At 52.8% G+C, this 25,875-nt stretch carries 24 protein-coding genes; 9 read left to right on the top strand and 15 right to left on the bottom strand.

Annotated elements, in window-relative coordinates:
- Positions 1 to 468: 468 nt before the first annotated feature.
- Entirely contained in the window at positions 469 to 693 is a 225-nt protein-coding gene (locus AFL22_RS18450; protein WP_010256955.1) for a DUF3606 domain-containing protein, read from the bottom strand.
- Positions 694 to 1,061: 368 nt separating this feature from the next.
- Between AFL22_RS18450 and AFL22_RS23590 the strand changes: the two genes are divergently transcribed.
- Both AFL22_RS23590 and AFL22_RS18445 read left to right on the top strand, forming a co-directional pair.
- Complete coding sequence (locus tag AFL22_RS23590) at positions 1,062 to 1,301, top strand: hypothetical protein (protein WP_022624236.1); 240 nt, start codon at positions 1,062 to 1,064, stop codon at positions 1,299 to 1,301.
- A gap of 175 nt (positions 1,302 to 1,476) precedes the next feature.
- Positions 1,477 to 1,965: an Hsp20 family protein gene (locus tag AFL22_RS18445; RefSeq protein ID WP_010671953.1), complete on the top strand. Its 489-nt coding sequence runs from the start codon at positions 1,477 to 1,479 to the stop codon at positions 1,963 to 1,965.
- A 73-nt stretch (positions 1,966 to 2,038) separates the two neighbouring features.
- Here the strand turns inward: AFL22_RS18445 and AFL22_RS18440 are convergent, their stop codons facing one another.
- From AFL22_RS18440 to AFL22_RS18430, 3 genes are all read right to left on the bottom strand, one after another.
- Complete coding sequence (locus tag AFL22_RS18440; protein ID WP_010671952.1) at positions 2,039 to 2,803, bottom strand: MerR family transcriptional regulator; 765 nt, start codon at positions 2,801 to 2,803, stop codon at positions 2,039 to 2,041.
- Between the two features lie 195 nt (positions 2,804 to 2,998).
- Positions 2,999 to 3,208 (bottom strand): CsbD family protein, encoded by a 210-nt coding sequence (locus tag AFL22_RS18435; RefSeq protein WP_010256969.1) that lies wholly within the window; start codon positions 3,206 to 3,208, stop codon positions 2,999 to 3,001.
- 171 nt (positions 3,209 to 3,379) lie between these two features.
- Positions 3,380 to 4,597, bottom strand: a complete 1,218-nt coding sequence (locus AFL22_RS18430) for a diguanylate phosphodiesterase (RefSeq protein WP_052271887.1) — start codon at positions 4,595 to 4,597, stop codon at positions 3,380 to 3,382.
- A gap of 961 nt (positions 4,598 to 5,558) precedes the next feature.
- Here AFL22_RS18430 and AFL22_RS24565 point away from each other — a divergent pair.
- On the top strand, positions 5,559 to 5,792 hold the full coding sequence (locus AFL22_RS24565; RefSeq protein ID WP_052271886.1) for a hypothetical protein: 234 nt from the start codon (positions 5,559 to 5,561) through the stop codon (positions 5,790 to 5,792).
- A gap of 75 nt (positions 5,793 to 5,867) precedes the next feature.
- Here the strand turns inward: AFL22_RS24565 and AFL22_RS18420 are convergent, their stop codons facing one another.
- Positions 5,868 to 6,197 carry a hypothetical protein gene (locus AFL22_RS18420; RefSeq protein WP_010256979.1) on the bottom strand — a complete coding sequence of 110 codons (330 nt, stop codon included), beginning with the start codon at positions 6,195 to 6,197 and terminating at the stop codon, positions 5,868 to 5,870.
- Positions 6,198 to 6,839: 642 nt separating this feature from the next.
- Between AFL22_RS18420 and AFL22_RS18415 the strand changes: the two genes are divergently transcribed.
- Together AFL22_RS18415 and AFL22_RS18410 are read left to right on the top strand one after the other, a co-directional pair.
- A complete protein-coding gene (locus AFL22_RS18415; RefSeq protein WP_052271885.1) occupies positions 6,840 to 8,498 on the top strand; it encodes a methyl-accepting chemotaxis protein in 1,659 nt (552 codons plus the stop codon).
- 601 nt (positions 8,499 to 9,099) lie between these two features.
- The gene (locus tag AFL22_RS18410) at positions 9,100 to 11,025 is read left to right on the top strand and encodes a methyl-accepting chemotaxis protein (protein ID WP_052271884.1); all 1,926 of its coding nucleotides are present in this window, start codon (positions 9,100 to 9,102) and stop codon (positions 11,023 to 11,025) included.
- A 55-nt stretch (positions 11,026 to 11,080) separates the two neighbouring features.
- Here AFL22_RS18410 and AFL22_RS18405 read toward each other — a convergent pair whose 3' ends face one another.
- The 3 genes from AFL22_RS18405 to AFL22_RS18395 all read right to left on the bottom strand — a co-directional run bounded on the left by AFL22_RS18405 (position 11,081) and on the right by AFL22_RS18395 (position 15,639).
- Positions 11,081 to 11,881 (bottom strand): MBL fold metallo-hydrolase, encoded by an 801-nt coding sequence (locus AFL22_RS18405; RefSeq protein WP_010671947.1) that lies wholly within the window; start codon positions 11,879 to 11,881, stop codon positions 11,081 to 11,083.
- 77 nt (positions 11,882 to 11,958) lie between these two features.
- Positions 11,959 to 13,074 carry a metallophosphoesterase gene (locus tag AFL22_RS18400; RefSeq protein ID WP_033759918.1) on the bottom strand — a complete coding sequence of 372 codons (1,116 nt, stop codon included), beginning with the start codon at positions 13,072 to 13,074 and terminating at the stop codon, positions 11,959 to 11,961.
- 237 nt (positions 13,075 to 13,311) lie between these two features.
- The gene (locus AFL22_RS18395; RefSeq protein WP_052271883.1) at positions 13,312 to 15,639 is read right to left on the bottom strand and encodes an FdhF/YdeP family oxidoreductase; all 2,328 of its coding nucleotides are present in this window, start codon (positions 15,637 to 15,639) and stop codon (positions 13,312 to 13,314) included.
- 267 nt (positions 15,640 to 15,906) lie between these two features.
- On the opposite strand from AFL22_RS18395, the gene AFL22_RS18390 reads away from it, so the two are divergent.
- A complete protein-coding gene (locus AFL22_RS18390) occupies positions 15,907 to 16,437 on the top strand; it encodes a cyclophilin-like fold protein (RefSeq protein ID WP_241773196.1) in 531 nt (176 codons plus the stop codon).
- A 173-nt stretch (positions 16,438 to 16,610) separates the two neighbouring features.
- On the opposite strand, the gene yajD is transcribed toward AFL22_RS18390, so the two are convergent.
- Together yajD and AFL22_RS24290 are read right to left on the bottom strand one after the other, a co-directional pair.
- Complete coding sequence (gene yajD / locus AFL22_RS18385) at positions 16,611 to 16,958, bottom strand: HNH nuclease YajD (protein ID WP_003850685.1); 348 nt, start codon at positions 16,956 to 16,958, stop codon at positions 16,611 to 16,613.
- A 334-nt stretch (positions 16,959 to 17,292) separates the two neighbouring features.
- Complete coding sequence (locus AFL22_RS24290) at positions 17,293 to 17,460, bottom strand: hypothetical protein (protein WP_009093121.1); 168 nt, start codon at positions 17,458 to 17,460, stop codon at positions 17,293 to 17,295.
- Positions 17,461 to 17,750: 290 nt separating this feature from the next.
- On the opposite strand from AFL22_RS24290, the gene AFL22_RS18380 reads away from it, so the two are divergent.
- On the top strand, positions 17,751 to 20,855 hold the full coding sequence (locus tag AFL22_RS18380; RefSeq protein WP_045139847.1) for an efflux RND transporter permease subunit: 3,105 nt from the start codon (positions 17,751 to 17,753) through the stop codon (positions 20,853 to 20,855).
- A gap of 59 nt (positions 20,856 to 20,914) precedes the next feature.
- Here the strand turns inward: AFL22_RS18380 and AFL22_RS18375 are convergent, their stop codons facing one another.
- Both AFL22_RS18375 and AFL22_RS18370 read right to left on the bottom strand, forming a co-directional pair.
- A complete protein-coding gene (locus AFL22_RS18375) occupies positions 20,915 to 21,940 on the bottom strand; it encodes an alpha/beta hydrolase (protein ID WP_052271882.1) in 1,026 nt (341 codons plus the stop codon).
- 68 nt (positions 21,941 to 22,008) lie between these two features.
- A complete protein-coding gene (locus AFL22_RS18370) occupies positions 22,009 to 23,133 on the bottom strand; it encodes an MFS transporter (protein WP_081113840.1) in 1,125 nt (374 codons plus the stop codon).
- Between the two features lie 202 nt (positions 23,134 to 23,335).
- On the opposite strand from AFL22_RS18370, the gene AFL22_RS18365 reads away from it, so the two are divergent.
- On the top strand, positions 23,336 to 24,232 hold the full coding sequence (locus AFL22_RS18365; RefSeq protein ID WP_052271881.1) for a LysR family transcriptional regulator: 897 nt from the start codon (positions 23,336 to 23,338) through the stop codon (positions 24,230 to 24,232).
- A gap of 63 nt (positions 24,233 to 24,295) precedes the next feature.
- Here AFL22_RS18365 and AFL22_RS23585 read toward each other — a convergent pair whose 3' ends face one another.
- Complete coding sequence (locus AFL22_RS23585) at positions 24,296 to 24,472, bottom strand: KGG domain-containing protein (RefSeq protein ID WP_010257023.1); 177 nt, start codon at positions 24,470 to 24,472, stop codon at positions 24,296 to 24,298.
- A 201-nt stretch (positions 24,473 to 24,673) separates the two neighbouring features.
- Between AFL22_RS23585 and AFL22_RS18360 the strand changes: the two genes are divergently transcribed.
- Positions 24,674 to 24,970 carry a hypothetical protein gene (locus tag AFL22_RS18360; RefSeq protein ID WP_052271880.1) on the top strand — a complete coding sequence of 99 codons (297 nt, stop codon included), beginning with the start codon at positions 24,674 to 24,676 and terminating at the stop codon, positions 24,968 to 24,970.
- 44 nt (positions 24,971 to 25,014) lie between these two features.
- Here AFL22_RS18360 and AFL22_RS18355 read toward each other — a convergent pair whose 3' ends face one another.
- Positions 25,015 to 25,302 (bottom strand): type II toxin-antitoxin system RelE/ParE family toxin, encoded by a 288-nt coding sequence (locus AFL22_RS18355; RefSeq protein ID WP_052271879.1) that lies wholly within the window; start codon positions 25,300 to 25,302, stop codon positions 25,015 to 25,017.
- Positions 25,302 to 25,541 (bottom strand): type II toxin-antitoxin system RelB/DinJ family antitoxin, encoded by a 240-nt coding sequence (locus tag AFL22_RS18350; RefSeq protein ID WP_010257033.1) that lies wholly within the window; start codon positions 25,539 to 25,541, stop codon positions 25,302 to 25,304. Before AFL22_RS18350 ends, AFL22_RS18355 begins: the two co-directional genes overlap by 1 nt.
- Positions 25,542 to 25,875 lie beyond the last annotated feature (334 nt).

Raw genomic sequence — 25,875 nt, 5'->3', positions numbered from 1 at the left:
CGGAGCGAAATGTGATTCGGGCGGCAGGAATTATGGCGTGATTTTTTATTTTCAACTGGATAATAAGGGACTATGCAGCGGGTGTCTCTTAATATTTTCTTTAACGCATTAAAGGGGTTGTTACGATTCGAAAATTTAATCGAAGATGCGCCTGATTATTTACATTTGTACATTTTATATAGCCAGGAGAGGGTTTTTACGGTTGTTAATGTTTATTTTCCGTCAGGAGATGAATAAGCATTCAGGGTGGTTAATGTTATTTCTAAGTCAGTTTTACAATTAAACAGGTCTGCAGCCAGAGACGGATCGCTATCCGCTGGTTGCTCAGGAAGATAACCTATTAAAAATACAGGTAAAAGCCTGAAAAAATGAAGACCGGCAGATATGACCTGTCAGTGTACTCCTGACTGCTATAGGTCAATCCACCGCAAGACTGCCAGTAACGTGTCGCTTCAGACAGTAATCAGTTTAACCTTTCATGCCGTGTGTGAATTGTGTCGGACGACGTGGCGGCGGGTTTTGCTCCAGCCAGTCACGAACCTGTTCGGTCCGCGGCCCTCGCTCGCGGATCGCGCGTGTCAGCCTTTCCTGTGTTGTCCTCAGTTCCTGGGTCCAGTAGGTGATTTGCCACTGTTCACGAATTTCCACCTGCGACAGATCGTCGGGCGAGCGACGCTGGATAGGATTTTTCATTCATTATCCTCCTCTTTTTCAATGATGCTGCCTGAACATGACCCTCAGGCTATACCTCTATCCTGATGAAGAAAGGGCGCTTGAGGTAGCGGATTAATCCCTGAATGGCCCTTAAGGCAAATAACAGGATAATTCCTGGCAGGAGGAATAAAGCACTCTATGGAAATAGAAAAGTCTCCGTCAGGGCGAAATATGCCGCTTCGCTTATAAAAAAGCATGCATGATTTTTAAACCTGAAATTTGACATTTATTTAAAATAGTCAATTATTCTGTGGTCTTTTCGTTATGGCCGCTCTCAGGTCGCTTCGCTTTTATTGATGGCGAAGCACTGTGCCTTTGCGGTTTAATCATGTTGAAGGAGTCTTTGTTTGGTGAATCGTCCCCCCAGGCCGCCTGTGGTCGTCCAGAGTAATGTGCGTGAACTTCGTCTTGCCGCCGGGCTCTCACAGCAGAGCGCTGCTGAGCGTTTTGACCTTAGCCTGCGCGTCTGGCAAACCAAAGAAGCCGCAGGTAACCCGACACTATTAAGTCAGGGAGAATATGAGTTGCTGTTATTACTGGCTGGCTGTCATCCCCATTTTGCTCTTGCACCTCAGAGCAAAAAGTAACGGCTGTGTTAATACCCTGAAATTTATTTCTGTGGTAACCGGCTGTCTGATAACGGTAAAAAAATTATATTTACCAACTTGAAAACTGACTACTGATCCCTATTTATAGAGATGATCGGAAATATGAGCCCGATCAGATGAACTTTTGGATGAACCTGTTCAGGAGATTATCACCATGTCAGTACAACAATTTTCAGTGTTCCCTTCGCTGGCTGATTCAGTCTTTTCAGACCGCTTTAACCGCATCGATAAATTGTTCAGTCAGCTTACTGGCGACAGCCCGGTAACGTCGGTTCCCGCTTACGATCTGCAACGGGTAGAGGATAATCGCTATGCGTTGACCGTCAGTGTACCTGGCTGGAAAGAGCATGAACTGGAGATCGAGTTACGAGGCGGACGGCTTTCAGTGGCCGGTCACAGAGAGAAACCGTCACAGGAAGCGTCTGGCGAGGCCCGGGAAGAGAACACCAGCTGGATCCACCGCGGCATTTCCCGACACGATTTCCAGCTGAGCTTTTCCATTCCAGAGCACATGAAGGTCACCGGAGCCAGCCTGGCGGAAGGTCTGCTTAGCATTGATCTGATCCAGGAAATACCGGAGAGCGAGAAACCGCGCCGTATCCCGATTGCGATCGGCGGTCAGCGAACTCTTGAACATCAGTAACATGAACAGGGCGGAAACGGCACAGGCTGTTTCCGCCTTTTTATTCACTGGCAGGTAAGAAAGTCAAAAGAGTTCAGGCGCTGGCTGCCATAAGGCTGATTTGCGACGGTAAGCCGGTATTCGTTCCGGTCAGCATGATCGGTTCACCCGCCTCAAGACTGGAGTGAAATGCAGCCTTCATCGATGCACTGATACCATCACCACACCACATCAGATGATGCTCAAAGCGGCGTTGCGCCACGGCGGGGATACCTGACGCATCTGCTGCAACTTCAACCCGAAAGCCCTGTCCGTTAAGCCGTATCGCTTCCATCCAGATCTCGGTTTCATCTGTGACACTGACTGCTTCAAGAAACAGCGGTACGGTGCTGCGTCGTTGTGAGGCCAGCGCCAGGCGCTCCCACTGACTGACTACCGCTGAATGAAAGCGCTGCTGGCGCCGCGCCGCACCTTCGCTGAGGTCAGTGCGCAGCCAGAGGTTGAGCGGCCGCAGGTAGCGATTAACATAATCATCACCACAATAGTCGGTATTCATCATCTGTAGTTCGCGATCAACATCTGCGTCCGTATTATGCGCCAGCAGATGCAACATATCCTCTTCCCGACAGGCCCAGCCGCCAGGCAGCGTAACGCTGGGCCAGTTAAATGCAGTATGGATATCAAAGAGCGTATGGCCCCCTGAGGTCATTTCACGCACACAGAGCGCACGCGTAAGCTGATTATCTGAGTAACCAGCAGGGCCAGGCGGCGTTATCAGCCCGGCACGGCGCCAGCGGCGCAGAGTTTCAGGAAGAACACCGACGAGACCACATACGGTGTCGGTAGAGTGCTGAGGCATAATTGATATCCGGAAGGCATTGAGATCCCATGAACAGGGAAGATGACGCAGTATGCGCGTCAGGAATAAATAAAGAAACAATCATTTCCATAATCTGCCGGTGTATCGGGTGCAGAGAGGGCAGTGGGTGAGGGGGATTAAACAGGGGTACAGAGCAGATGCCGGACGCAGAGACGCCCGGCGATTAAGAACGCGTTACCAGTGGTACTTGTTGGAATCTTCCCACTCTTTCACTTCTTTTTCGGCACGATCTTTCTCGTAGCCGTAGCGTTCCTGAATTTTACCGACCAGCTGATCGCGCTTCCCTTCTACAACGGTCATATCATCATCCGTAAGATCACCCCATTTTTCCTTAACTTTACCTTTGAACTGCTTCCAGTTACCGCCAATGCGATCTTCGTTCATGGTGACTCTCCCATTTCCGGTTGTTGTCCAGTGACCTGATGAATATCTGTGTTGCCTGAAGGCTGTCAGATGAATCAAGCATGGCACAGCTTTTGCCTTTTGCAGCGAAGCGGTGTGAGCCGCATCAAATTATGGGCAAAAGGGAAGGAAAGGGGATTATCACGGCGGGGTCTATTTCGGGCGTCGTGCTGGCCAGCTTACTGCAGGCAGGGCATTGAGGGCTGGACGGGCAAACAGAAAGCCCTGGTAATAGCGCACCCCGGCAGCTTCCAGCCAGAGCCACTCTTCAATTTTTTCAACCCCTTCCGCAATAACCGTAATTTCCAGCGCCTGACAGCATTTAATGATGGCCATCACAATCGCCTGACGCGGGCCACTGCGGTGGATATCGGTGATCAGCTTGCGATCGATTTTCACTTTGTCGGGCTGGAAATCGGCTAACAGCGACAGGCCAGCGAAACCGGCGCCAAAATCATCGAGCGCCAGGCTGATCCCGGCCGCTTTCAGCTGCTGGACAGCAAACTGGAATGCGTCGAAGCGCGAGATGATCTCATCTTCGGTCACTTCAACCACCACCTGCTCTGGTCGCAATCCCTGCTGCCTGATCTGCTGGATAAGATGTTCAACAGCGTCGTCAATGACCACCAGCGACATGGGCAGCAGGTTGACGGAGAGCGTTTGCTCGCGCAACCCCAGATGTCTGGCCAGCTGGAAAGCGTAGGTTTTAGAGTGCAGATCGCCCTGATAACGCTCGCTTTCTGGCAACTGTGAAAAGTAATCAGCGGGTGATGCGCCGTGCTGACCTCGTATCAAGGCTTCACAGGAGACAATCCGGCGATTCGCTGTATCCACGATAGGCTGTAGCGCAAATTCACAACGCTGACCCGGTGCCGGTTGCCAGGCTGGCTGAGATTCGGAGGTGACGGGTGTTGTCAGCGTCCACTGACTGGCAGGATCAATTTTGATAAACGTCTCTTTATCCCGCCCCTCGACGAAAGAACGCAGGAACTTCACCACCCGGTCATCTCTGATCCGTTCATCACTCAGGGTAACCCGCTTAAGCAGGGCATCCACTACGGTGTGTTTCTGATAATCACGTAAATCAAATAAGGCCATACCGGCATGACCGAAGCGACGCGCAGGGGCGTAATCCCGCATCAGCTCAATCAGGTTAAAATGCCGCTCATCCTGACTGATACGCTGGAAAACCGTGTGAACGTTGTCGACGCTACCCTCCAGCACCTGAAAAAAGTGCTGTCCGTCATAGAGCAGTATCCCGGTGACTTCAGCCTCAGCATTTTTGATACTGGCGCGCTCCACCAGCGCTTTCAATCTCTCTGGCGAGACAGAACCCGCAAGCTGGCTACGGTAAATAAGGGTGGAGAGCATAATCAGACTCACGTGGCAGAAAGTTACTGATTAAACATATCACAGAAATATTGCTGGTTAAGGGCACAACTACGACCATTATGCCGTTATATTTGCAGCATTAATTTAATCGTAGATTCAGGTAGTACTAAAGGATTCGACAATCAGGACATCAGATCGCAGTGCGGCAATAACCGGGCATAGAAATGAAGGGAAAAGAAAAACCCCCATAAAATCGGGGGCGAACAGCAGATATAGCGCATTATTATAACGTTACAGCTTCCCTGGTGAGGCGCTGGTCAATCTGATATTGCCAGATTATTACGCACTTTTTATTCTCCTTACCACGTCATTCTGGCGAGGCTTTTAAGCGGGTAAAAATCCGTTTATTTGCTATTTCGGAAAATTGTTTTGAGATTCAATCCACTGTTTCAGGCTTCAGGCGATGTCAGCACAACCAATGAATTATCAGGTTACAAATCAACCACTTTTCCAGACACTCCCTTAACGTCATCAGCACAGTAGTCAGCAACGCATGAACGTTGTCGGTCTGCAGAGACAATCAGATGTTGATATCTGCCTTATCTGAAAAAAGTGCCCCCTGTAAAAGGGGGCAAGGGTAGGAGTCAGATCACTCTGTAAAAGAAGTGGATTTCATTACAGAGCCATTCAAAGATAGGGCAAAAACGATGTTTATGCCGCTACGGTTAACTCTTTTTTTAATTAGATATCAAACAATTAAAAAGCTAACAATATTCAATGGCTATTTAAATCAATACCTTAATCAGATATGAAAACGATTTCTAAGATTAGGATTAAAGTCCTGTTTCGCCTGCTGCTGCTGCTAAAAATGGCCACAATTAAGCCATTGCTTAGCGATCTGAGACAGGTACACAGAGCAGACTTGACCGTTTAAGAGAATAATTGTACTGTTTATCTATACAGTATCTTGTCGGTTGAGAGCAGGTGTGGGGTAAATAAGATGTCACAGGATGATGAGGTCTGGTCAGCATTCAGAGAGGCGATGAGGCGGGATGATACCGGTCAGTGCACAGTGAGTACCCGGGATTTTGTGGCTGAACTGGAACAACGCAAATCACCTCACACGCTTCGGGCCGCGAATACCTGGATAGAGATGCATATCACGACTTTCAGTGATATCTCAATTGAGCCCGGAGAATGTCGGCTGTTCCAGGTGCCTGCGGCGCGTGATTAAAACGTGCCGCAGCGCAGACAGGATAAGAAAGCGTTTCAGCCTGCCCGCTGTAACAGGTGCAGGCTGAAGCAGGCATCAGAGCCTGGATGTGTTCCGACGCATGTCAGACCGATCCTGGAATTTAGGATTCGCGGGGAAGCTCTTCTCGCACGCCATGCGCGCCAGATTCAATGCGACTTTGCGTTTTTTAAGCTTTAACTTCGGCAACCACTCTTTGAACTGTGCCGTTAGCGACGCTGCCTGCTGCTCGTTGGTGACACGACAGATAAATAGCTTGCTCTTGGTCTGACGACTGACATCAATGGCATAGATCTCTACACCTGCGCTGCACACTTCATATTCAACATCCGTAAACTGCATGTGTGGCCAAAGACCGGTTCTGGTTTCAAATGTGGCTAAATCCATGACGACTACCTTTTTTTATTTTAAGCGTTATTGCTACCCAACAGACTAAAGCCTGGTCGGGCCAGTGAGCATAGACCAGATTCAGCATTCCGCCAGCGATTTCACTGATTTAATCTGGCCCTGACACAAAAGGCTAAAATCTCCTACCGTCGCCTGTTATCTGACAGGTAGCCAGTCATCCTTTTATCAGAAAATCTGATGACAGACTATCATGCTGGTTTTTCACCCCTTCAGCTCTTCAGCTTTACAAGCCCTGCCTTTGCTGCGTCTGCGACGGTATCCCACGAATTTAAATCGCCTTCTCCTTAACAATTATCGTCAGCATCGCTGTTGAATTAGCGGGCTAATTATCAGATCCAAATGAATGCCTGCTTCCGCGTCATTGTGGCCATCCGGCAGTGGAAATCTTCTGACAGGAGATGTGGCAAATTTATCTCAGATGATGAGATGTAAAAAGGTGTGTCAAAATAAAAATGAATAAATGGCAGAGTAGTGTTCTGGCTAGTTCACTCTGTACCTTTCGCAAGGAAAAATAAAAAAATATATTCGCCATGCTTAATTAAAGCCCTGCAGACAAGAGCCGATAAGAACGATCCAACTTTAAATTATGTCCAGATTATTCTTTTTTTGCCGGGGGCAAGTATGACTATTACACAACGTCTGGTATTGATTTTCTCACTGCTTGCAATGTCACTGATTGCGCTGGTGATTATCTCTTTATCAGTGATTTCGGGCTTTCAATCCCGCTTTGAATATGTACAGATGAACGCAATACCCAGCATTCGCGATCTCAATAAATCGATCAGCGTGACCAATCAGTTGGGTATTGCGCTTTATCGCCACCACAGCACCAGCGATGCGGCAAAATTCCCTGCTGCGGAAGAGCGCATTGATAATCTGCTTACGCAGATTAAGTCGCTCAATGATTACTACATGGCTAACGACATCTCCAGCGATGAAGATAAGGCGATGACAGAACAGGCCTATAAAAATCTGGATGCGGTCCGCAGCGCATTGCCGGCATTTCTTGCCGCGTCACGCGCCCATAATGATGCGGTCACGCTGCCGTTATTGCAGAGTGAGGGCGGTATTGGTGCCGCATCCCGTAAGATGGAAGCAGATTTCACTCGTCAGATTCAGCTGAATATCGATATTGGCGAACAGCTCAGGGCGGAGAACAAGCGCGTTTATAGCCAGACCCTGTGGGCGATGTCTGGCGGATCGCTGCTGCTTATTCTGATACTGGCCGGTTTCTCCACTAAGGTGATTCTCGGCATCAAAAAGAGCCTCTCAGGCATGGTCAATACCATGACGCAGGTGAGTCATACCCTCGACCTGACTCATACCGCGGAGGTCCGCAGTAAGGATGAGATCGGCAAAACGGCGATGGCATTTAATCAGCTACTGGCACGCGTCTCCGGCACGTTGCTTTCCGTCAGTCACGCCGCGCAATCGGTGAGTACCGGATCAACGCAGATAGCGGCGGGCAACGAAGATCTCTCTGCACGCACGGAAGAACAGGCGGCTTCACTGGAGCAAACCTCAGCCAGCATGGCGACACTGAGCGAAACGGTGCGACAGAACTCAGAGGGTGCGCAACAGGCCAGCAGCCTGGCAAATAACGCGAATCACATGTCAATCCAGAATGGGACGGCGGTGAAGCAGATGCTCAGTACCATGGATGAAATCCGCGCCAGCTCTGCCAAAATCTCTGAAATTACCGGACTGATTGAAGGCATCGCGTTTCAGACCAATATTCTGGCGCTGAATGCGGCAGTCGAGGCAGCGCGTGCGGGCGAGCATGGTCGCGGCTTCGCTGTTGTTGCCTCTGAAGTGCGTAATCTGGCGCAGCGCTCCTCTTCTGCCGCCCGTGAAATTAAGGATCTTATCTCAACATCGGTTTCACAGGTCGAACACGGTTTAGAGCAGGCCAGCGGCGTTGGATCTAACAGTGAAAATGTCCGTCAGGCGATTCAGCAGGTGGCCGATCTGGTCAATGAGATTGCGGCGGCTACCTCTGAGCAGAGTAAAGGCATTGAACAGGTTCATCAGGCCATTGGTCAGATGGATGAAGTGACGCAACAGAACGCCTCACTGGTGGAAGAGGCCTCATCCGCCTCTAAGTCGCTGCAGGAGCAGGCAGAAACGCTGTCGGGACTGGTGGCGACCTTTAAGCTGGAAAGCAATCACCGTGCAGTGCAGTCGCAGCAGACCGCTGCAGTACGGCGTCCGGTATTACACACAAAGCAGCCTGAGCAGCAGACCATCGACCTGACTAAGGCGAACTGGGAAAGTTTTTAATGGTTGAGCAGTAACTTAAGGGCCTCCACAATGTGGGGGCTTTTTTTTATCATTAATCAGAATAAATAAACGACTTTTTCTGAAATAAATATAAAATGAAATCGATTTCATTATAAAAGTGCAGGTAACTCTTTAGGGTTATAAGGTTTAAATTAGAATTTGCCGGGCGTAGATATTTGTTTGATAGTCTGGTGATAATGAGTCAGATACAGGCAGGATGTCAGTTATCGGCTATTCATGACGCAACTTGAATTTCTTTATCTTCAAAACAATAACGCTGAAGTCAGGCTTGTGGCTTAATGATTTTTGCCAGGTGTTTTTATTTCAATTTTATGATTTTTAAGGGTATTTTTTAAGTTTGGCTTAGGTGAATATTGAAGTAAATATTGTCATTTTATTCACTGTAAAATAACGCAGCGCAATCTATACTCCCTTCCGTGTTATATGTACTTCTGATTTTTATACGAAAATCCTTTCTTCATAGCGACATTGTGCTGCATGAGGCATCTCTGGCTATGTCAAAGAAACGGTAAAAATAATATTACGAAAGCTATTTCGTGCGCTACACACCTGCACGTCTCACACATCAGAGCGGAAAAGAATGAAAAAAATACTCGACCGGATTAATTTGCCAGCGAAATTCCTGTTACTCGGATCCTTTGCGCTGGTGCTGTTTATTTTACCCACCTTTCTGTTTATTCAGACGGGCAACCAGCTTATTGATACAAAGAATGTGGAACTGACCGGTATACCGGTCGAAAGAAAGGTGCTCAAGTTGCTGAACCTGCTGCAGCGGCACCGTGCGGAAAGTGCGATCGCTATCTCGCTGAACAAACCAGATAACGCGCCACGTATGGCGTTGGTCAGTGAGGTTAATCGCTTATCTCAGACGATTGCTGACGAATTACGTCAGAATAATGAGCAGGCGCAGCCGCTGAAACGGCTGGAGCGGGTTAATCAGGAGTGGAGCCAGCTGCAGAACGATATTAACGCGGGCAAACTGACCCTGGCAACCAGCCTGACGCGACATGCTCAGCTGATTCAGGTGCTACTCGATACGAACCAGGATGTACTTGATTTCTATCAGCTATCGCTGGATGCCGATCTGAATACCTACCAGCTGATTGTCAGTATCTTTAGTCGCCTGCCGCAACTGACTGAAACGCTGGGACAGATTCGTGCTAGCGGCACGTCGCTGATTGCGGGTGGGAATGTGTCGGATGCCGATCGCAGCCGCATGGCATTTCAGCTTGATTATGGCAAAACGGCGCTGAGACAGTTTAGCGGCAACATGGATAAAGTATTTTCCATTGAGCCAGATCTTAAAACCACCTTTGGCAATCTGGCACAGGATGCGAACCAGCAGGCGCTGAGTGCACTGAATCTGGCTGATAGTGTCTTTGTCAGCGGTCACGCCAGCGTGACGCCGGTTGACTATGTGCGGGTCTTTACCCAGGCGATTAACCGTTACGGCGAGCTGGGTGAACAAACCAGCCATCGTCTGGAAGGAATGATGCAGACGCAGATCCAGGAACGCCGCTATGCGCAGTATCTGTTACTGGCAGGTCTGTTTGCCGTCGCGCTGCTGGCCATTCTGCTGGCCGTCATGATCACCCGTTCAGTGACCCGGCCGGTTAAAGAAGCGGTCGAAGTTGCCAGCCGCGTCGCGGCAGGTGATCTGACGGCACAGCTGACTGTTTCCGGCAGCAATGAGATGGCTGAGCTGCTGAATGCACTGAGGCGGATGCAGCAGCGTCTTGCTCAACTGGTGTCGGATATCAAAGGTAACGCGGCTACCATCGCCTACTCCTCAGAAGAGATTGCCCGTGGCAATGGCGATCTGTCGTCGCGCACCGAGCAACAGGCGGCTTCACTGGCTGAAACGGCTGCCAGCATGGAGCAGCTGGCGGCAATCATTCAGCAGAACGCGGATAACACGCGCTTTGCCTCTGCCCGTGCAGAATCTGCCACGCAGGCTGCACTCTCCAGTGGTGCAGCAATGGATTCGGTGATGGAGACCATGCACAAAATTCGTGGCAGCTCAGGTAAAATTGAAGAGATTACCTCGGTGATCGACAGTATCGCCTTCCAGACCAACATTCTGGCACTGAATGCAGCCGTTGAAGCGGCACGCGCCGGTGAGCAGGGTAAAGGTTTTGCGGTCGTCGCGTCGGAAGTGCGGGCACTGGCACAACGTTCAGCCAGTGCAGCTAAAGAGATCAAGGGTCTGATTGAGCAGTCGGTCGGCCACGCGCAGGAAGGGATCGCCATGGCGCAGAACGCAGGCGATAAGGTGAAACAGAGCGTCAGCGCCATTGAACAGACCTCTCAGCTGATGCGCGACATCACTTCTTCATCCGAAGAGCAGAGCAGTGGTATCTCGCAGGTCAATATTGCGGTGAACCAGATGGATCAGGTGACGCAGCAGAACGCCGTGCTGGTAGAAGAGTCGGCCTCCTCAGCTGATGAGCTCGCCGCGCGCGCAGGGCAGTTACGTACGATGGTTGCGGTGTTCCAGACTGCATAATGGTGTTAAACAGCCGCCTTTGGGCGGCTGTTCTCTTCTCAGCATTTATTCCGCGCTACGCCTGATGATCCTGCAGACAGGCCAGATACTTCTCTCCCGACCGCATCACCTTCTCTTTTGCCTGCTGATGGATATCCTGCCCTTCAAACGCGCCATACAGTTGCCCGAATGTCACGCCGGAGAGCCGATGCAGTATGTCGCCTACCGTAGCGGCTGACAGCGGCAGCATATTCGGGTAGCTCCACATAAACGAAACGCCATGCGCACCCGGCGTGACCTGGATAATATCACCCGCCAGAATCATCCCATCACCTTCGTCCCAGTGCAGCACGCTGCCGCCGGGAAAATGACCGCCCAGCCGTAACAGCGTCACAGAGGGCATCAGCGTCAGCGACTCGCCCTGCCATAACTGGATATGCGGACTCTTCCGCACAATCCATTGACGATCGCGGGCGTGCAGATGAATGGGCGCATTAAACGCTTCAGCCCACTCCTGCATGGTGGTGTAGTAGTGCGGATGTGAAATGGCGATAGCATCAATGCCGCCCAGCGCCGCGATCAGCGTATAGGTGGCATCATCAAGGTTGGCAATGCAGTCCCACAGCACGTTGCCGTGCGGCGTGCGCAGCAGAAAAGCGCGCTGGTTGATGGCAAACTCAGGCACGGTTTTAAGACTTAACAGCGCATCGCTGTGAGCCGTCCACTTATTGGCGTGGCTGGCGCGCAGTTCATCAAACGCGATCCAGCGCTGACCGGCGGCTGGAACGTACTGGCGTTCATCATCACAGATTTTACAGTGCTGATGAGTGGAATGAGCGGGATAAGCTGTTCCGCAGGCGGTACATAACATCGTCATGGTGATCTCCTTTGTCTCCCTCAATCTTATGCACACCTGCGAAAACCGCACTTTCCTGACGCCATTTTGTTACGCGATTACGGCTGGCGGCGAAGGGTAATCCGGGTGAGTTCTGAGGGACGACCCAGCCTCACCGCCATGCCTGGCCAGAGTGCCGTGCCGTTATTCACATAGAGCTGCATTCCGCCGACCTGATAAAGCCCGGAAACAAACCCGGCGTTGGGTTTAGCAAACAGCCTGTCCAGCCCGATAATCAGGCCGCCATGCGTATGTCCTGAGAGCTGCACATCCACGCCCTGCGCTGCGTTCTGGCGTGCATTGCGTGGCTGGTGATCCAGCAGGATTACCGGCGCGTTTTCAGGTGCCTGTTCCAGCGCGCGGGCCAGATCCGGGCCGACCGCGTTTCTGCCGGGTGCGGAGGCGTCCGGCAGGCCGGCAATCACCAGCTTTGCGGTTCCGCGCTGGATCACGGTATGGCTGTTGAGCAGAGGTTGCAGACCCAGTGAGGCCAGATGCGCCGTCCAGATTGCCTGATGGAAGAAATATTCATGGTTGCCGGTGATAGCCCATACGCCGTCAGGCGCTGCGAGCCCGCGCAGCGGCGCAACGTCCTGCCGCCGATGCGCCAGGTTGCCATCGATCACATCGCCCGTGACCACAATCAGATCGGCTTTGAGAGACATTGCCCGTTCAACCATTGCGGCGGTCCAGGCCGCATTAAACAACCGGGTGATATGCAGGTCGGTCAGCTGCAGCAGCTGATAGCCATCGAATTCAGCGGGCAGGTTGGGCAGCGCAAGAGTCACCTCTTTGACCGGCGGCACGCGTATCGCCTGCTGAACGCCAAAGGCAGCCAGTCCCATCGCCAGCACAACGGCCAGATAGCGAACACCGGGAACCAGCTCCAGCGGATGACGCAACAGCAGGGCAATCAGCATAACCGCATCCATCAGCATCTGAAGCAGCGCCAGCAGCAGCACGGTGCTGTACGCCCAGTTAAACAGAATGATGATGATGCGGGGCATTTCAGCGGAGAAGATCCCGCCCGAGGTAAAACGGCTCACCAGAAGATATTGTGACGCCAGCAGCACCAGAGCGGAGAGCAGAATCTTTACGACAAGTGGCAGGGACAAAGGAATAATGACGCGCGCAATTACATACCAGCTGGGTAAGCTGAAAATCAGGTGAAACATGGCATTTTTCCGGTAGGGCGCTGAACATCTGCGCAGGCAAAAAAGAGTCAATCGTTTATAGAGCCGTTTTCAGGACTGTAGTGTATATGATGTTACCGTCAGGCTTGCTTCACGTCGGGTGCTTTACAGGCGGTAAAGCAGGCAGAGAGGATCGATAAAACTTCAGGGCGCAACAATGAAAACAGCGTGACCGGAGCACCGGCCACGCTGGCAACATTCACGTATTGAGACGCCTGACTAGCGTAAAACGCCTGAGGTCGTCCGGGTCTCGTCAGTTACACGTTTCATGGATATCGGAATGCTTTTATAGGCGGGAATGCCGCTTTTGGTATCGTGGCTGTCGAGCGGAACCATCACATTGGCCTCCGGGTAGTAAGCGCCCACCGAACCTGGGGCCATATCAATAATCACGATGGTCAGGTTTTTCATCTGCCGCGAGGTGGGATTGCCATCCGGGTCCAGCGCCATCAGATCGACACGATCACCGACACGCAGCTGTCGCTTCTCCGCCTCTTCTGCATTGATAAACAGCACATCACGGCGGCCTGTCACGCCACGATAGCGGTCATTCAGCCCGTAAAGCGTGGTATTGTACTGATCGTGACTGCGCAGGGTAGTGAGCACCAGATCATGGCACTTCAGTGACCGGGGATCTTCATTGATGCCCTGCATCACTTTAAACTGCGCACGGCCAGATGGCGTCAGCCAGACGCGCTCTGAGGCGGCGTTATAGAGCCGGAATCCACCCGGATGCTTAATCCTCTCATTGAAGTTTTCAAACGCCGGGAACACCGCTTCAATGGCATCGCGGATGCGGCTGTAATCGGCTGCCATGGCCGACCAGTCAATCACGCTGTCCGGCAGCGTTGCCTTCGCCAGTGAGGCGACCAGCGCCGGTTCAGACTTCAGATGGGGTGAGGCGGGATCCAGCGAACCGCGTGAGGCATGCACCATCGACATCGAATCTTCCACGGTGACGCTCTGCGCGCCGGTTGCCTGAACATCGGTCTCTGTTCGGCCCAGCACCGGCAGCAGATAATTATGTTTACCCAGTAACAGGTGCGAGCGGTTCAGTTTGGTCGCCATATGTACCACCAGATCAAGATTGCGCATCGCCGGGAACGTGACCTGTGGATCGGAAATCGCTTCCGCCAGGTTGCCGCCCAGACACAGCAACGCTTTGGCTTTGCCGTCGCGCATCGCCTTTATTGCTTCAATGGCCCCGTGACCATGCTTCTGCGGCGGGCGGAAACCAAACACCCTCTCTATGCCATCCAGCAGCGACTGCGGCGGGATCTCTGTGATGCCCACTGTGCGATCGCCCTGCACATTGGAGTGACCGCGTAACGGACAGATACCTGCACCCGGCTTGCCGATATTGCCGCGCATCAGCAGCAGGTTAGCGATTTGCTGCACGTTCTGAGTGCCGTACTGGTGCTGGGTAATTCCCATGCCATAACAGATGATGGTACGTTCAGCGCTGGCGTACAGCCGGGCGATATGCTGAATCTCTTCACGCGCCATGCCCGAGACTTTCAGGATATGCTCCCAGTCCGTGCTTTCCAGGTCGGCTTTCAGGGCGTCAAAGCCTTCAGTGTGCTCAGTAATAAACGCTTCATCAATGACGCCGGGTTCACCTTTGCTCAGCGCCTCCTCGTGCATCGTGAGCAGGATTTTCATCACCCCTTTCAACATCGCTGCGTCACCGCCCACCCTGACTTTGTAGTAGGTCGATGCCAGCTCAGTGGAGCTCATTGACAGCATTTCAATCGGGCTCTGCGGCGAAGTAAAGCGCTCCAGGCCACGTTCACGCAGCGGATTGATCGCCACAATAGTGGCACCGCGTTTCGACACTTCCCGTAGCGTGCCCAGCATGCGCGGATGGTTGGTACCTGGATTGTGACCGATACAAAGCACCAGGTCGCAGTGATCAAAATCTTCCAGCTCTACCGTTCCTTTGCCGACGCCAATTGACTCCGGCAGCCCGACACTGGTCGGTTCATGGCACATGTTTGAGCAGTCGGGGAAGTTATTGGTGCCATATTCGCGGGCGAAAAGTTGCCACAGAAACGCCGCTTCATTGGAGGCGCGTCCCGAGGTATAAAACTCTACGCTGTCCGGATCGTCGTAGCTGCGCAGATGCTCTCCAATCTCCCGGAACGCCGTCTCCCATTCGATGGGCTGATAGGTATCCGTAGCGGCATCGTACTTCATCGGATGGGTCAGGCGGCCTTCGCCCTCCAGATGCAGTGCGCTGCGCTCCCACAGTTCAGTCACGGTATGAGCGGCAAAAAATTCCGGTGTGGTGCGTTTGCTGGTCGCTTCCCAGGAGACGGCTTTTGCGCCGTTTTCGCAGAACTCAAATGATGAGGCATGTTGCGGGTCGGGCCAGGCGCAGCCCGGACAGTCAAAGCCCTGCGGCTGGTTGACTTTGAACAGGGCGATCACATCCTGTTTCACAGACATCTGGCCGCGGATAGCATCGGCAACCGCCTTCAGTGCGCCCCAGCCTCCGGCGGCACCCCCATAAGGAGCGATGCCATTTGTGCGATTTTGCTCTTTCATAATGCTCCACATTGTCTCTGTTGTTATTTGTTAAGCCTGGTACAGAAATAGTTGCAACAACGTGGAAACTGGCTGTTATTCAGGGAAATTATTTCTCAAAATGTTTCGACAGTCCGAAACGTAAGCCGCAAATCAGTTCAGCACATCAGATGAAGCGCAGCGCATCCAGGCTATTGCAGAATAAGCGGTGCGCGAGTTCCGCCGACAGGAGGATGATGCAGGGAAAGGGTGAAGGATAAATCTTTACCATCAGATAACGGCGGGTAAGTGAACCAGTTTATTCAGGGCTGGACTGCGATCGCAGCAACGCACTCCATGTCTGAACAGATGCACCATAATCCGGAACGCGACCTTATGAAAAGAGCCTTACTTTTGCTGGTTTTACTTTCCACCTATAGTCTGATGCCCGTTAAAGCCAGTGGCCCGGTTCGGGCAGGAGAGCTGCGTCCCATGAAGATTATTATGACGATCAACCATCAGTCGTATGAGATTGCGCTGGCTGATAACGCCACCGCGAAAGCATTTGTACAGCAACTCCCGCTGAGCATGACGATGGAGGAGCTGAACGGCAATGAGAAGTTTGCAGACCTGCCTGCTGCTCTTAATAGCGATCCGCATAAACCCGGCACGATCCAGCAGGGCGATGTGATGCTGTATGGCAATAAGACGCTGGTTCTTTTTTACGAGACATTCCAGAGCTCCTATAGCTACACGCCAATAGGAAAGGTGCTGTCGACAGATAGCCTCAAAAAGCGTGTCGGTGAGGGGGGGATTGACGTACGGTTCTCCCGGCCATAACTGATATCAAAATCTGAAATAACCGGCTGGTAAAAGATTCATATCGCGCTGAGTCTGGCCAGGGTGGCATCTGGCACGACGGACTACACTGCGTTCTGGCCGCGGCCAGACGTTGTGATCCTCTTCGGGAAGCGAGACTGTCACGCCGGTCGGCCAGCCTGACAGTTCAGTCATTACTTCTTCTTATTCAGCATCGACTTCAGGTCAGCAAAGGGATTGTAGGTTGCCTCACCGACATCTTTTTGTGCGTCCTCGCCAGCCACTACACGGGTGCCATACTGGTCAGCCTCGGTGTACTTTGAGTGCTCGTGGTCATGACAATAGAGACACAACAACTCCCAGTTACTGCCATCTTCCGGGTTGTTGGTGTGGTCGTGATCGATATGGTGGACCGTTAGTTCGCGCAGGTTTGAATAAACAAACTCGCGTGAGCAGCGTCCACACACCCACGGATAGATTTTAAGTGCTTTCTCACGGTAGCCGCTTTCCAGCCGCGTATAGTTTTTAGGGATCAAAGCCATTGCCGGGATAACCTGTTATGAAGAGAAAATTTCACGATAGTGATGCCAATATATCCCATAACGGAACAGAAGAAGAAATCATCGTGTTCCTCGGGACGGGAGGCTTTAAAATCCAGAGGGTTAGCTGAAAATCAGCGTAGCCGCCTTATATGATTTTTCCAGCACGTCTCGCAATCCTGAATAACTGCCGGGCCTGTGAGAAGGCACAAAATCATGTCGCTGTGATGAAAACTCAAAAATGATATATCTCTACGTTCCCGCTCACGCTAACCCAATTAATCAGCAGGATAGCGCCCAAAACATCCCTGTTTACCGCTTTGCTTAAAAAATGACATCAAATGTAATGCATGACACCATAAACGGCCCAGAAAATGGCGTTAGCACCCAGATAAGTCCAGCATCCCCAGTAGGCTATGGGTTCACGACGGGTGCGGAGTTTAGGCAGGAAGGCCAGTAAATAGAGGGCAGAGGCGATAAGCGAAACGAAGTAGAAAAATTTCATGGTTTTCTCCTGATCAATATCCTTTATTTGAGAATAGTCAGGGCTCACCATTTTGCTTAATGCATCAGCAGATTCGTTATGGATCGGCTTTCTCTTTGATGCCCACATCGGATGTCAGCACAGTTAAATCCGCGATAAATCGAAAATGCAGCGTCACGGTACGATCAGCCAGCCTTAAGAAAAGATCACGTCAGGATGTTCAGCCTGAGGTTACACCCTATAATCAACGCTGTTTGTTAGCCTGCAGGAATGCAGGTTTTGCACCCGCCCAAAAGGAAGAGATCCCGCTGATGTTTTCTCGTTTTTTTATTTATCGTCCCGTTTTCGCATGGGTTGTTGCCATTTTAATCATGCTGCTTGGCGCGCTCTCCATTACCCTGTTGCCGGTTGAACAATATCCCGATGTTGCGCCGCCTTCGGTGAATATCAGCGCAACGTACACCGGTGCTTCTGCGGAGACGCTGGAGAACAGCGTCACGCAGGTGATCGAGCAGCAGCTTACCGGGCTGGATAATCTGCTCTATTTTACCTCCAGCAGCAGTTCACAGGGGAATGTGTCGGTTACCGTCACCTTCAGTCAGGGCACCGATCCGGACACGGCTCAGGTGCAGGTGCAGAACAAGGTGCAGCAGGCGCTCTCCCGTCTGCCCAGCGAAGTGCAGCAGCTTGGTGTTACCGTCACCAAATCGCAGTCAAACTTCCTGCTGGTGATGGGGTTGTATGACACCACGGGCAAAAGCAACAGCACGGATATCGGTGACTGGCTGGTCAGTAATATGCAGGAGCCGCTGGCCAGGACCGAAGGGGTAGGTGACATCCAGGTGTTCGGCGGTCAATACGCGATGCGCATCTGGCTCGATCCCTTCAAACTAAACTCCTTTGCGTTGCAGCCCTCCGATGTGTCGGCGGCGATACGCTCGCAGAACATTCAGGTTTCAGCCGGTAAAATCGGCGGCCTGCCATCGCCTGATAATCAGCAGCTCACCGCCACGGTCAGAGCGCAGTCGCGACTGCAAACGCCAGAGCAGTTCCGAAACATCATCGTCAAAAGCGACAAAAGCGGTGCCATCGTACGCGTGGGTGATGTGGCGCGGGTGGAGCTGGGCGGCGAATCCTATGACATGACCACCCGACTCAACGGGCATCCTGCGGCGGGTGTCGGTGTGATGCTGGCGCCGGGCGCGAATGCGCTGGCCACCGCGACGCTGGTGAAAAACAAAGTTGAAGAGTATCGCCACTCAATGCCGGAAGGTTATGAGGTGGCTTATGCACTCGACAGCACTGACTTCATCAAAATCTCCGTTGAGGATGTGGTGATCACCCTGATCGAAGCGATTGCGCTGGTGGTAGTGGTGATGTACCTGTTCCTGCAGAATATCCGTGCGACGCTGATCCCGGCGCTGGCGGTGCCGGTGGTACTGCTCGGCACCTTTGGCGTACTGGCGCTGTGCGGCTACACCATCAATACCCTGACGCTGTTTGCTATGGTGCTGGCCATCGGGCTGCTGGTGGATGATGCCATCGTGGTCGTCGAAAACGTCGAACGCATTATGCATGACGAAGGTCTGCCGGCGCGTGAGGCAACAGAAAAGTCGATGAAAGAGATCTCCGGCGCGCTGGTGGCTATCGCGCTGGTGCTCTCCGCGGTATTTCTGCCCATGGCCTTTTTCGCCGGGTCGACCGGTGTGATTTACCGGCAGTTCTCCATCACCATCATCGCCGCCATGACCTTCTCCGTGGTGGTGGCACTGACCCTGACGCCTGCACTGTGTGGCATGTTGCTGCGGCCGACCTCACCCCATCGTAAAGGCTTCTTTGGCGGTTTTAACCGCTTTTATGCCGCCACCGAGCGCCAGTATCGTCACAAAGTGGTGAGCACTCTGCGCCGTCCGCTGATCATGGTATCGCTTTATGCGGCTATGGGCGTGGTGCTGTTTGTGATGTTTACCCGCTTGCCGGGTAGCTTCCTGCCGACTGAAGATCAGGGCAGCATTATGCTTCAGGCGACATTGCCAGCGGGTGCCACGGCCAGCCGCACTGAGGCAGTCAATCAGCAGATTGTTGACTGGTTCCTGACTGAAGAGAAACAGAATATTGATGTGGTCTTCACCATCAATGGTTTTAACTTCAGCGGTGCTGCGCAGAATGCCGGTATGGCGTTTATCAAGCTTAAGAACTGGGATCAGCGACCGGGTAGTGAAAACTCTGCCGAAGCGATTGCCGGGCGCGCCACCTACGCGCTGGCGTCGATTCGGGATGCGCAGATCTTTGCGCTGACGCCGCCGTCGGTGCCGGGTCTGGGACAGAACAACGGCTTTACCTATGAGCTGCTGGCCAGCGGTGGCACCACGCGTGAGCAACTGGGCAACCTGCGCGATCAGCTGCTACAAAGCGCAGCGCAAAGCCCGGAACTGCTTGGCGTGCGGGCCAATATCCTGCCGCAAACGCCGCAGTTGCAGGTCGATATTGATACCAGCAAAGCGGTGGCACTGGGACTGCAGCTGGATGACGTGACCGATACGCTGACCAGCGCCTGGGGCGGTGCCTATATCAATGACTTCATCGACCGGGGTCGGGTAAAGCGGGTCTATGTGCAGGGCGACGGTCAGTATCGTTCATCACCTTCGGATCTGGATAAATGGTACATCCGTAACAGTGAGGGCACCATGACGCCTTTCTCGGCGTTTGCCTCGACCCGATGGACCATGGGACCCGAAAGCCTTAACCGCTACAACGGCTCTGCCTCTTACGAAATTCAGGGGCAGAACGCCGAAGGGTTCAGCTCCGGCGATGCCATGAACACCATTGAGCGACTGGCCAATGAACTCCCGGCAGGGACCACAGGGGCATGGAGCGGTCTTTCGCTGCAGGAGAAGCAGGCGGGCGGGCAGTCAACCACGCTGTATGCCATCTCGATTCTGGTGGTTTTCCTCTGTCTTGCTGCGCTGTATGAGAGCTGGTCGGTGCCTTTCTCCGTGCTGTTAGCGGTGCCGCTCGGCGTGCTGGGTACCGTGCTGGCGGTGGCACTGCGCGGATTAAGCAATGATATCTACTTCCAGGTGGCGTTGCTGACCACGGTCGGACTCACCTCCAAAAACGCGATACTGATCATCGAATTTGCGGAGGATGCGGTTCGTCGGGGAAGTTCGCTGAGTGCGGCTGCGTTGCAGGCAGCGCGAACCCGTCTGCGGCCGATTATGATGACGTCGCTGGCCTTTATCGCCGGGGTGATCCCGCTGGCGGTGGCGACGGGCGCCGGTGCTAACAGCCGCATCGCCATCGGCACCGGTATCATCGGCGGTACGCTGGCAGGCACGGTACTGGCGCTGTTCTTTGTTCCGCTCTTCTTTGTGCTGGTGAAGCACTACCTGACCCGCCATCGCAAAGGCCAATAACGCAGAAAGCCCGTCTGCAGGCGGCTGTAGACGGGCTGGGATCAATGATCAGCGGAAGATTACAAATGCTGTTTAAAGAAGGCGGTCAGCTTCGCAAACGGGATCAGGTCAGTGCGGTCATAAAGGTCCACATGGCCTGCATCAGGCACGATATAGAGCTCTTTGGGCTGTGCCGCACGCTGGAACGCATCTTCGCTGAACTCGCGTGAATGCGCTTTATCACCCGTGATGAAGAGCATCGGGCGCGGTGAGATGGTCTCAATGTCATTAAACGGATAGAAGTTCATGAATTTCACGTTGCTGGTGAGCGTCGGGTGCGTGGTCAGCGCAGCTGAACTGTTTTTCGGTGTGAACTCACCGCGAGGCGTCCGGTAAAAATCATAGAACTCTTTGGCTATCGGAGGCGAATCAGCATCAATTTTATGTGGTGTACCACTGGTGTACTCAGTTTTACCCCCGGTGAACTCTTCATAGCGTTGCTGTGCCGCCGCTTCAATGATTTGCTTGCGCTGCGCCAGTGTCTGGCTTTTATTCAGCGCATTACGGTTGGCTGACCCCATGTCATACATGCTGACGGTAGCAATGGCTTTCATGCGGGGATCAATCTTCGCTGCGCTGATGACAAAACTGCCACTGCCACAGATGCCCAGCACACCAATCCTGTCGCGATCGACAAATTCGCGGGTACCCAGGTAATCCACGGCGGCGCTGAAGTCTTCGGCATAGATATCCGGAGAGACCGCGTTGCGCGGCTGGCCTTCACTTTCGCCCCAGAACGAAAGATCAATTGCCAGGGTAACAAATCCCTGCTCAGCCATTTTCTGCGCATAGAGGCTGGCGCTCTGCTCTTTGACTGCGCCCATCGGATGACCTACCACAATCGCCGGAAGGCGCGCCGTTTTACCGGCCTCTTTTGGTCTGTACAGCGTGCCGGTCACACCCATCTGATACTGGTTTTTAAAGGTGACTTTCTCGCGGGTGACTTTATCGCTTTGATAAAAGTTATCGGCGCCGCGTGACATATCGGCAGCGCTGGCCGCAAATGAACTGATCAACAGTCCAAACATCAGGGTTAATGCTCTCATAAGAAGATCCTTATCGGGGTTGACGACGTGAGGGCAACGGGTTGCCCGGTTAAACAACGCATCTGCTATCAGGCAGCGCTTTCCTTACGGGCGGTGATCATCGCCAGTCCGGCGGCAGTGACCAGTAATGTGGCGCTGATGGCAAAGGTGGTCTGCCAGCCTGCATGGTCAAAGGCCAGGCCACCCAGCGTCGACCCCAAAGCAATCGACAGCTGTACGATGGCCACCATTAATCCGCCGCCGGTCTCGGCATTATCCGGAAAGGTTCTGGCGATCCAGGCCCACCATCCGGTTGGTGCCGCTGTTGCCACCAGTCCCCAGATGCCAAGCAGTGGCGCCACCAGCCACAGGTGATGACCGAACACCATGAGCAGCACCGCAACCAGCGCCATAATCAACGGGATGATCATCAGGGTCAGATAGAATCCGCGCTGCAAAACAGCACTGATAATCAGCGTGCCGATAAAGCCGGCGACACCAATGGTCAGCAGCACCAGCGACAGCGCAGAAACGTCAACCTGCGTCACGGTTTCCAGAAACGGGCGGAGATAGGTAAACAGGGTGAACTGGCCCATAAAGAGCAGGCCGCAGGCGGTCATACCCACCGTAACCAGCGGCGAACGCAGCAGCTGCAGAATTTTTCCGCTGCGCTGCCGGGCCGAGTTGACCGGCATCGATGGCAGCGTGAACGCCTGCCAGATCAGGGCGATCAAGGCTACCGGCACCAGGCTGAAAAAAGCCCCGCGCCAGCCAATGACAGAACCGAGATAGCTGCCCAGCGGTGCAGCGATAACCGTCGCCAGCGCATTGCCGCCGTTGAAAATGGCCAGCGCGCGCGGCACCTGCCCGGAGGGGACCAGCCGGATAGCGACCGCCGCTGACATCGACCAGAAACCGCCAATCACCACGCCAATCAATGCCCGGCCAGTCATGTAAGTCAGATAATTGGGTGCCATCGCCACCATCAATCCGGATAGTGCCATTACCAGCGTGAGCGCCAGCAACAGAATTTTGCGGTCGAGGTTCCCTGCGATGCGGGTTATTGAGAGGCTGGTGATCACTGCCAGTGCGCCGGAGATAGCGATGCCCTGTCCGACCAGACCTTCGCTGACCGCCAGATCTTGTGATAACGGCGATAACAGGCTGACCGGCATGAATTCAGAGGCGATGAGCGCGAATACACACAGCGTCATTGCCCATACACCACCCCAGTGCGCTTCTTTATGCCGGGGGGAACAGTCAGTTGTTTCCGTGGAAGTCATGTTGTGTCCTGTTTCATTGTTTGCGGTGCTGATGAACTCAGGAAATTTTACTGTTTCGCTTTATATTGACTAGCTAATGAATCCTTAATGGGGTTATAACCAGAACTTATAAATCTATCGGCGGGAGTGCAGTATGAAGCGCAACATGAATGACCTGCAGGCTTTTATTACCGTGGCGCGTGAGGGCAGCTTTACCCGCGCGGCAGCGCTGCTGGGCGTGACGCAGCCCGCGTTAAGTCAGACCATTACCGCGCTTGAAAACCGGATGGAGATTCGGCTGCTTACCCGCACGACCCGTAACGTTTCACCGACCGCGGCGGGTGAACGGTTAATCCAGGTGATTGGCAATCGGTTCGATGAAATTGAGGCGGAACTGGATATGCTGACCGCGATGCGGGACAAGCCAGCCGGCACGGTACGGATCACCTGCGGGCCGCATATTCTCAGCTCACTCCTGATGCCAAAGCTGACGCCATTGCTGGCGGCTTATCCTGATATCCGGCTTGAGTTCGATGCTAATCATGGCTTACGCAATATCGTGGCCGATCGATTTGATGCAGGGGTCAGGATGGGAGACACCATTGATAAAGACATGGTGGCGATGCCGATAAGCCCGCCATTACGGATGGCTGCGGTGGCCACGCCCGACTACTTTCGTCGTCATGCTGCGCCGCAGGTTCCGCAGGATCTGCTGCATCACAACTGCATTAACATGCGGCAGGCCACAGCGGGTGGGTTGTACGTCTGGGAGTTTGACGGTGAAGAGGGGCCGTTAAATGTGCGGGTAGATGGACAACTGACGTTCAACACTTCGGCACACATTGCAGAAGCGGCTCTCGCCGGGCTGGGAATCGCTTTCCTGCCTGAGCAGGAAGTCGCAGAAGGGCTGGAGCAGGGCACCTTGATCCGCGTGCTGGAGCGCTGGTGCGAGCCGTTTCCCGGCTATTACCTCTACTATCCCAGCCGCAAGCAACATTCACCCGCTTTTACCCTGGTCAGAGAGGCATTAAGGCTAAAAGAGGGGGCATGATGAAACTTATTGGAATAGATGCCATTCCATGGCGTAATACGTCCTAAAGCGCTTTATTCAGAATTACTTAGAAGGACGGCGACTAATTTTGCCTCCTTTCCGACCGGCTTCCCTGGCTTTTTCAGGATCGTTTTTGAAATTGCCCCCACTGGCCTTGCCTCCTGCACTGCCAGCTTCACTCGCCCGTTCTGGATCGTTGGCAAAATTGCCGGCACCACCTCTGTATTTCTGTTGTGTCATAGGAAGACCTCATATCAATGTTCCATTAGATAAAAAGGACTAGCTAGTCACATCTGCAAGCATAGTCGTCCGCTTCGTTTATGCAAATGCACATACTTAATTGATTGATAATAGTGATGTTAATTTTTCGAAGGGGGATAGTGTCGGCAGGGCCGTAGGTGATGAACTACGCTTACAGACCTGACGAAAAAGGAGAGTGCTATGAGTAATGCGACCTTAATCGATACGCTTGAGCTGGGCTCTGACGAGCAGAAGCAGAAATATGAGATTTACGGCGATGATGTACAGACGCCCACTTTTGCTGTCATCTACCGGCAGCAGGGCGATAGCTGGCAGCAGCTGGATGAGAAAATCACGTTCGCCGCGCAGGATGAACAGCAGGAAGCGAGGGGATCAATGGGCTACGGTTCCGGCGACACGCTGCCAGATTTACGCGACCTGCCTGCCGAAGCTCGGGAGCGCTGCGAACAGCACTGGAACCAGCAGAGTGACAGGTAAACAGGAATAGCGCCGCTTTGTTTGTTAGCGGTGAAGTCGCCTGTTTAAGAGAGACGCCTGGAAGCGGCAGAATAAACCTCTGAGCGCTCTCTTTTCCCGACAGCCACCACAAAAACCACCACCCGGTCATCAATAATCTGGTATACAAGTCGATAACCGGATGACTTTAGCTTGATCTTATAGCAGTCAGGTATCCCGCTGAGTTTGTTCGCCTCAATTCTGGGTGACTCAAGACACTCAGCCAGCTTCTTTTTAAGCTGTTCACGTACTGTCGGGCCCAGCTTGCGCCACTCTTTCAGTGCCCTCTGATCGAACTCCAGTTGCCAGGTCATTAAAGGTCATCCAGTGTGACCCGGACAGGCTCAGGGTTTCGCAGGCGTTCTTTAACTATGTCTACTAACGCCGCATCTTCGTCACTGAGTAACGTTTGCTTAAAGGGAAGACGTTCATTATCTGCAATATATTCAAGCATCAGGCGCAGCGCATCAGAAGGAGTCACACCCATTTTTTCGAGCGCAGCATAGGATCGTGTCTTCAGGTCATCATCGATTCGAATGTTAATTGTGCCCATAGCGAGTTCCTTTGTATTTACACTTGACATTACAATTGTCGCACTGATGAGTCTGTATCGCAAACAGTAAACATCAGTCACCCGCACAGCCTTATATCTTCCCGGTAAAATCACGCTAAAGCTTATTTTATGCTACGAAAATATAACATCTTCATCCATTAAACCAACTGCAGCAATCGTTAAAGGTTTTCCCGCTACTGGCGATAACCAACAGGCGTTGAGTGCGCCGATCATTGATGAACCCGGCACTCCGCGACGAGTTCTGAACGCGAACGGACATGCTTTTAGCCCTCCTTTTATACACACCAGAAAGCGCTGATTTAAGCGCAAATTA

Source organism: Pantoea sp. CFSAN033090 (genome assembly GCF_001264395.1).
Classification (GTDB): Bacteria; Pseudomonadota; Gammaproteobacteria; order Enterobacterales; family Enterobacteriaceae; genus Pantoea; species Pantoea agglomerans.
The sequence above is the reverse complement of the archived record's forward strand: the minus strand, read 5'-3'. Positions and strand labels throughout refer to the sequence as shown.

Coding starts and splice junctions, on each gene's coding strand:
- AFL22_RS18450 (WP_010256955.1), bottom strand. CDS start 693: ATGAAAAATCCTATCCAGCGTCGCTCGCCCGACGATCTGTCGCAGGTG.
- AFL22_RS18435 (WP_010256969.1), bottom strand. CDS start 3,208: ATGAACGAAGATCGCATTGGCGGTAACTGGAAGCAGTTCAAAGGTAAA.
- AFL22_RS18350 (WP_010257033.1), bottom strand. CDS start 25,541: ATGGGCACAATTAACATTCGAATCGATGATGACCTGAAGACACGATCC.
- AFL22_RS18415 (WP_052271885.1), top strand. CDS start 6,840: ATGACTATTACACAACGTCTGGTATTGATTTTCTCACTGCTTGCAATG.
- AFL22_RS18395 (WP_052271883.1), bottom strand. CDS start 15,639: ATGAAAGAGCAAAATCGCACAAATGGCATCGCTCCTTATGGGGGTGCC.
- AFL22_RS18430 (WP_052271887.1), bottom strand. CDS start 4,597: ATGCTCTCCACCCTTATTTACCGTAGCCAGCTTGCGGGTTCTGTCTCG.
- AFL22_RS18445 (WP_010671953.1), top strand. CDS start 1,477: ATGTCAGTACAACAATTTTCAGTGTTCCCTTCGCTGGCTGATTCAGTC.
- AFL22_RS18355 (WP_052271879.1), bottom strand. CDS start 25,302: ATGACCTGGCAACTGGAGTTCGATCAGAGGGCACTGAAAGAGTGGCGC.
- yajD (WP_003850685.1), bottom strand. CDS start 16,958: ATGGCTTTGATCCCTAAAAACTATACGCGGCTGGAAAGCGGCTACCGT.
- AFL22_RS18420 (WP_010256979.1), bottom strand. CDS start 6,197: ATGGATTTAGCCACATTTGAAACCAGAACCGGTCTTTGGCCACACATG.
- AFL22_RS18360 (WP_052271880.1), top strand. CDS start 24,674: ATGAGTAATGCGACCTTAATCGATACGCTTGAGCTGGGCTCTGACGAG.
- AFL22_RS18410 (WP_052271884.1), top strand. CDS start 9,100: ATGAAAAAAATACTCGACCGGATTAATTTGCCAGCGAAATTCCTGTTA.
- AFL22_RS18440 (WP_010671952.1), bottom strand. CDS start 2,803: ATGCCTCAGCACTCTACCGACACCGTATGTGGTCTCGTCGGTGTTCTT.
- AFL22_RS24565 (WP_052271886.1), top strand. CDS start 5,559: ATGTCACAGGATGATGAGGTCTGGTCAGCATTCAGAGAGGCGATGAGG.
- AFL22_RS18405 (WP_010671947.1), bottom strand. CDS start 11,881: ATGACGATGTTATGTACCGCCTGCGGAACAGCTTATCCCGCTCATTCC.
- AFL22_RS18370 (WP_081113840.1), bottom strand. CDS start 23,133: ATGACGCTGTGTGTATTCGCGCTCATCGCCTCTGAATTCATGCCGGTC.
- AFL22_RS24290 (WP_009093121.1), bottom strand. CDS start 17,460: ATGAAATTTTTCTACTTCGTTTCGCTTATCGCCTCTGCCCTCTATTTA.
- AFL22_RS23585 (WP_010257023.1), bottom strand. CDS start 24,472: ATGACACAACAGAAATACAGAGGTGGTGCCGGCAATTTTGCCAACGAT.
- AFL22_RS18375 (WP_052271882.1), bottom strand. CDS start 21,940: ATGAGAGCATTAACCCTGATGTTTGGACTGTTGATCAGTTCATTTGCG.
- AFL22_RS18400 (WP_033759918.1), bottom strand. CDS start 13,074: ATGTTTCACCTGATTTTCAGCTTACCCAGCTGGTATGTAATTGCGCGC.
- AFL22_RS18380 (WP_045139847.1), top strand. CDS start 17,751: ATGTTTTCTCGTTTTTTTATTTATCGTCCCGTTTTCGCATGGGTTGTT.
- AFL22_RS18365 (WP_052271881.1), top strand. CDS start 23,336: ATGAAGCGCAACATGAATGACCTGCAGGCTTTTATTACCGTGGCGCGT.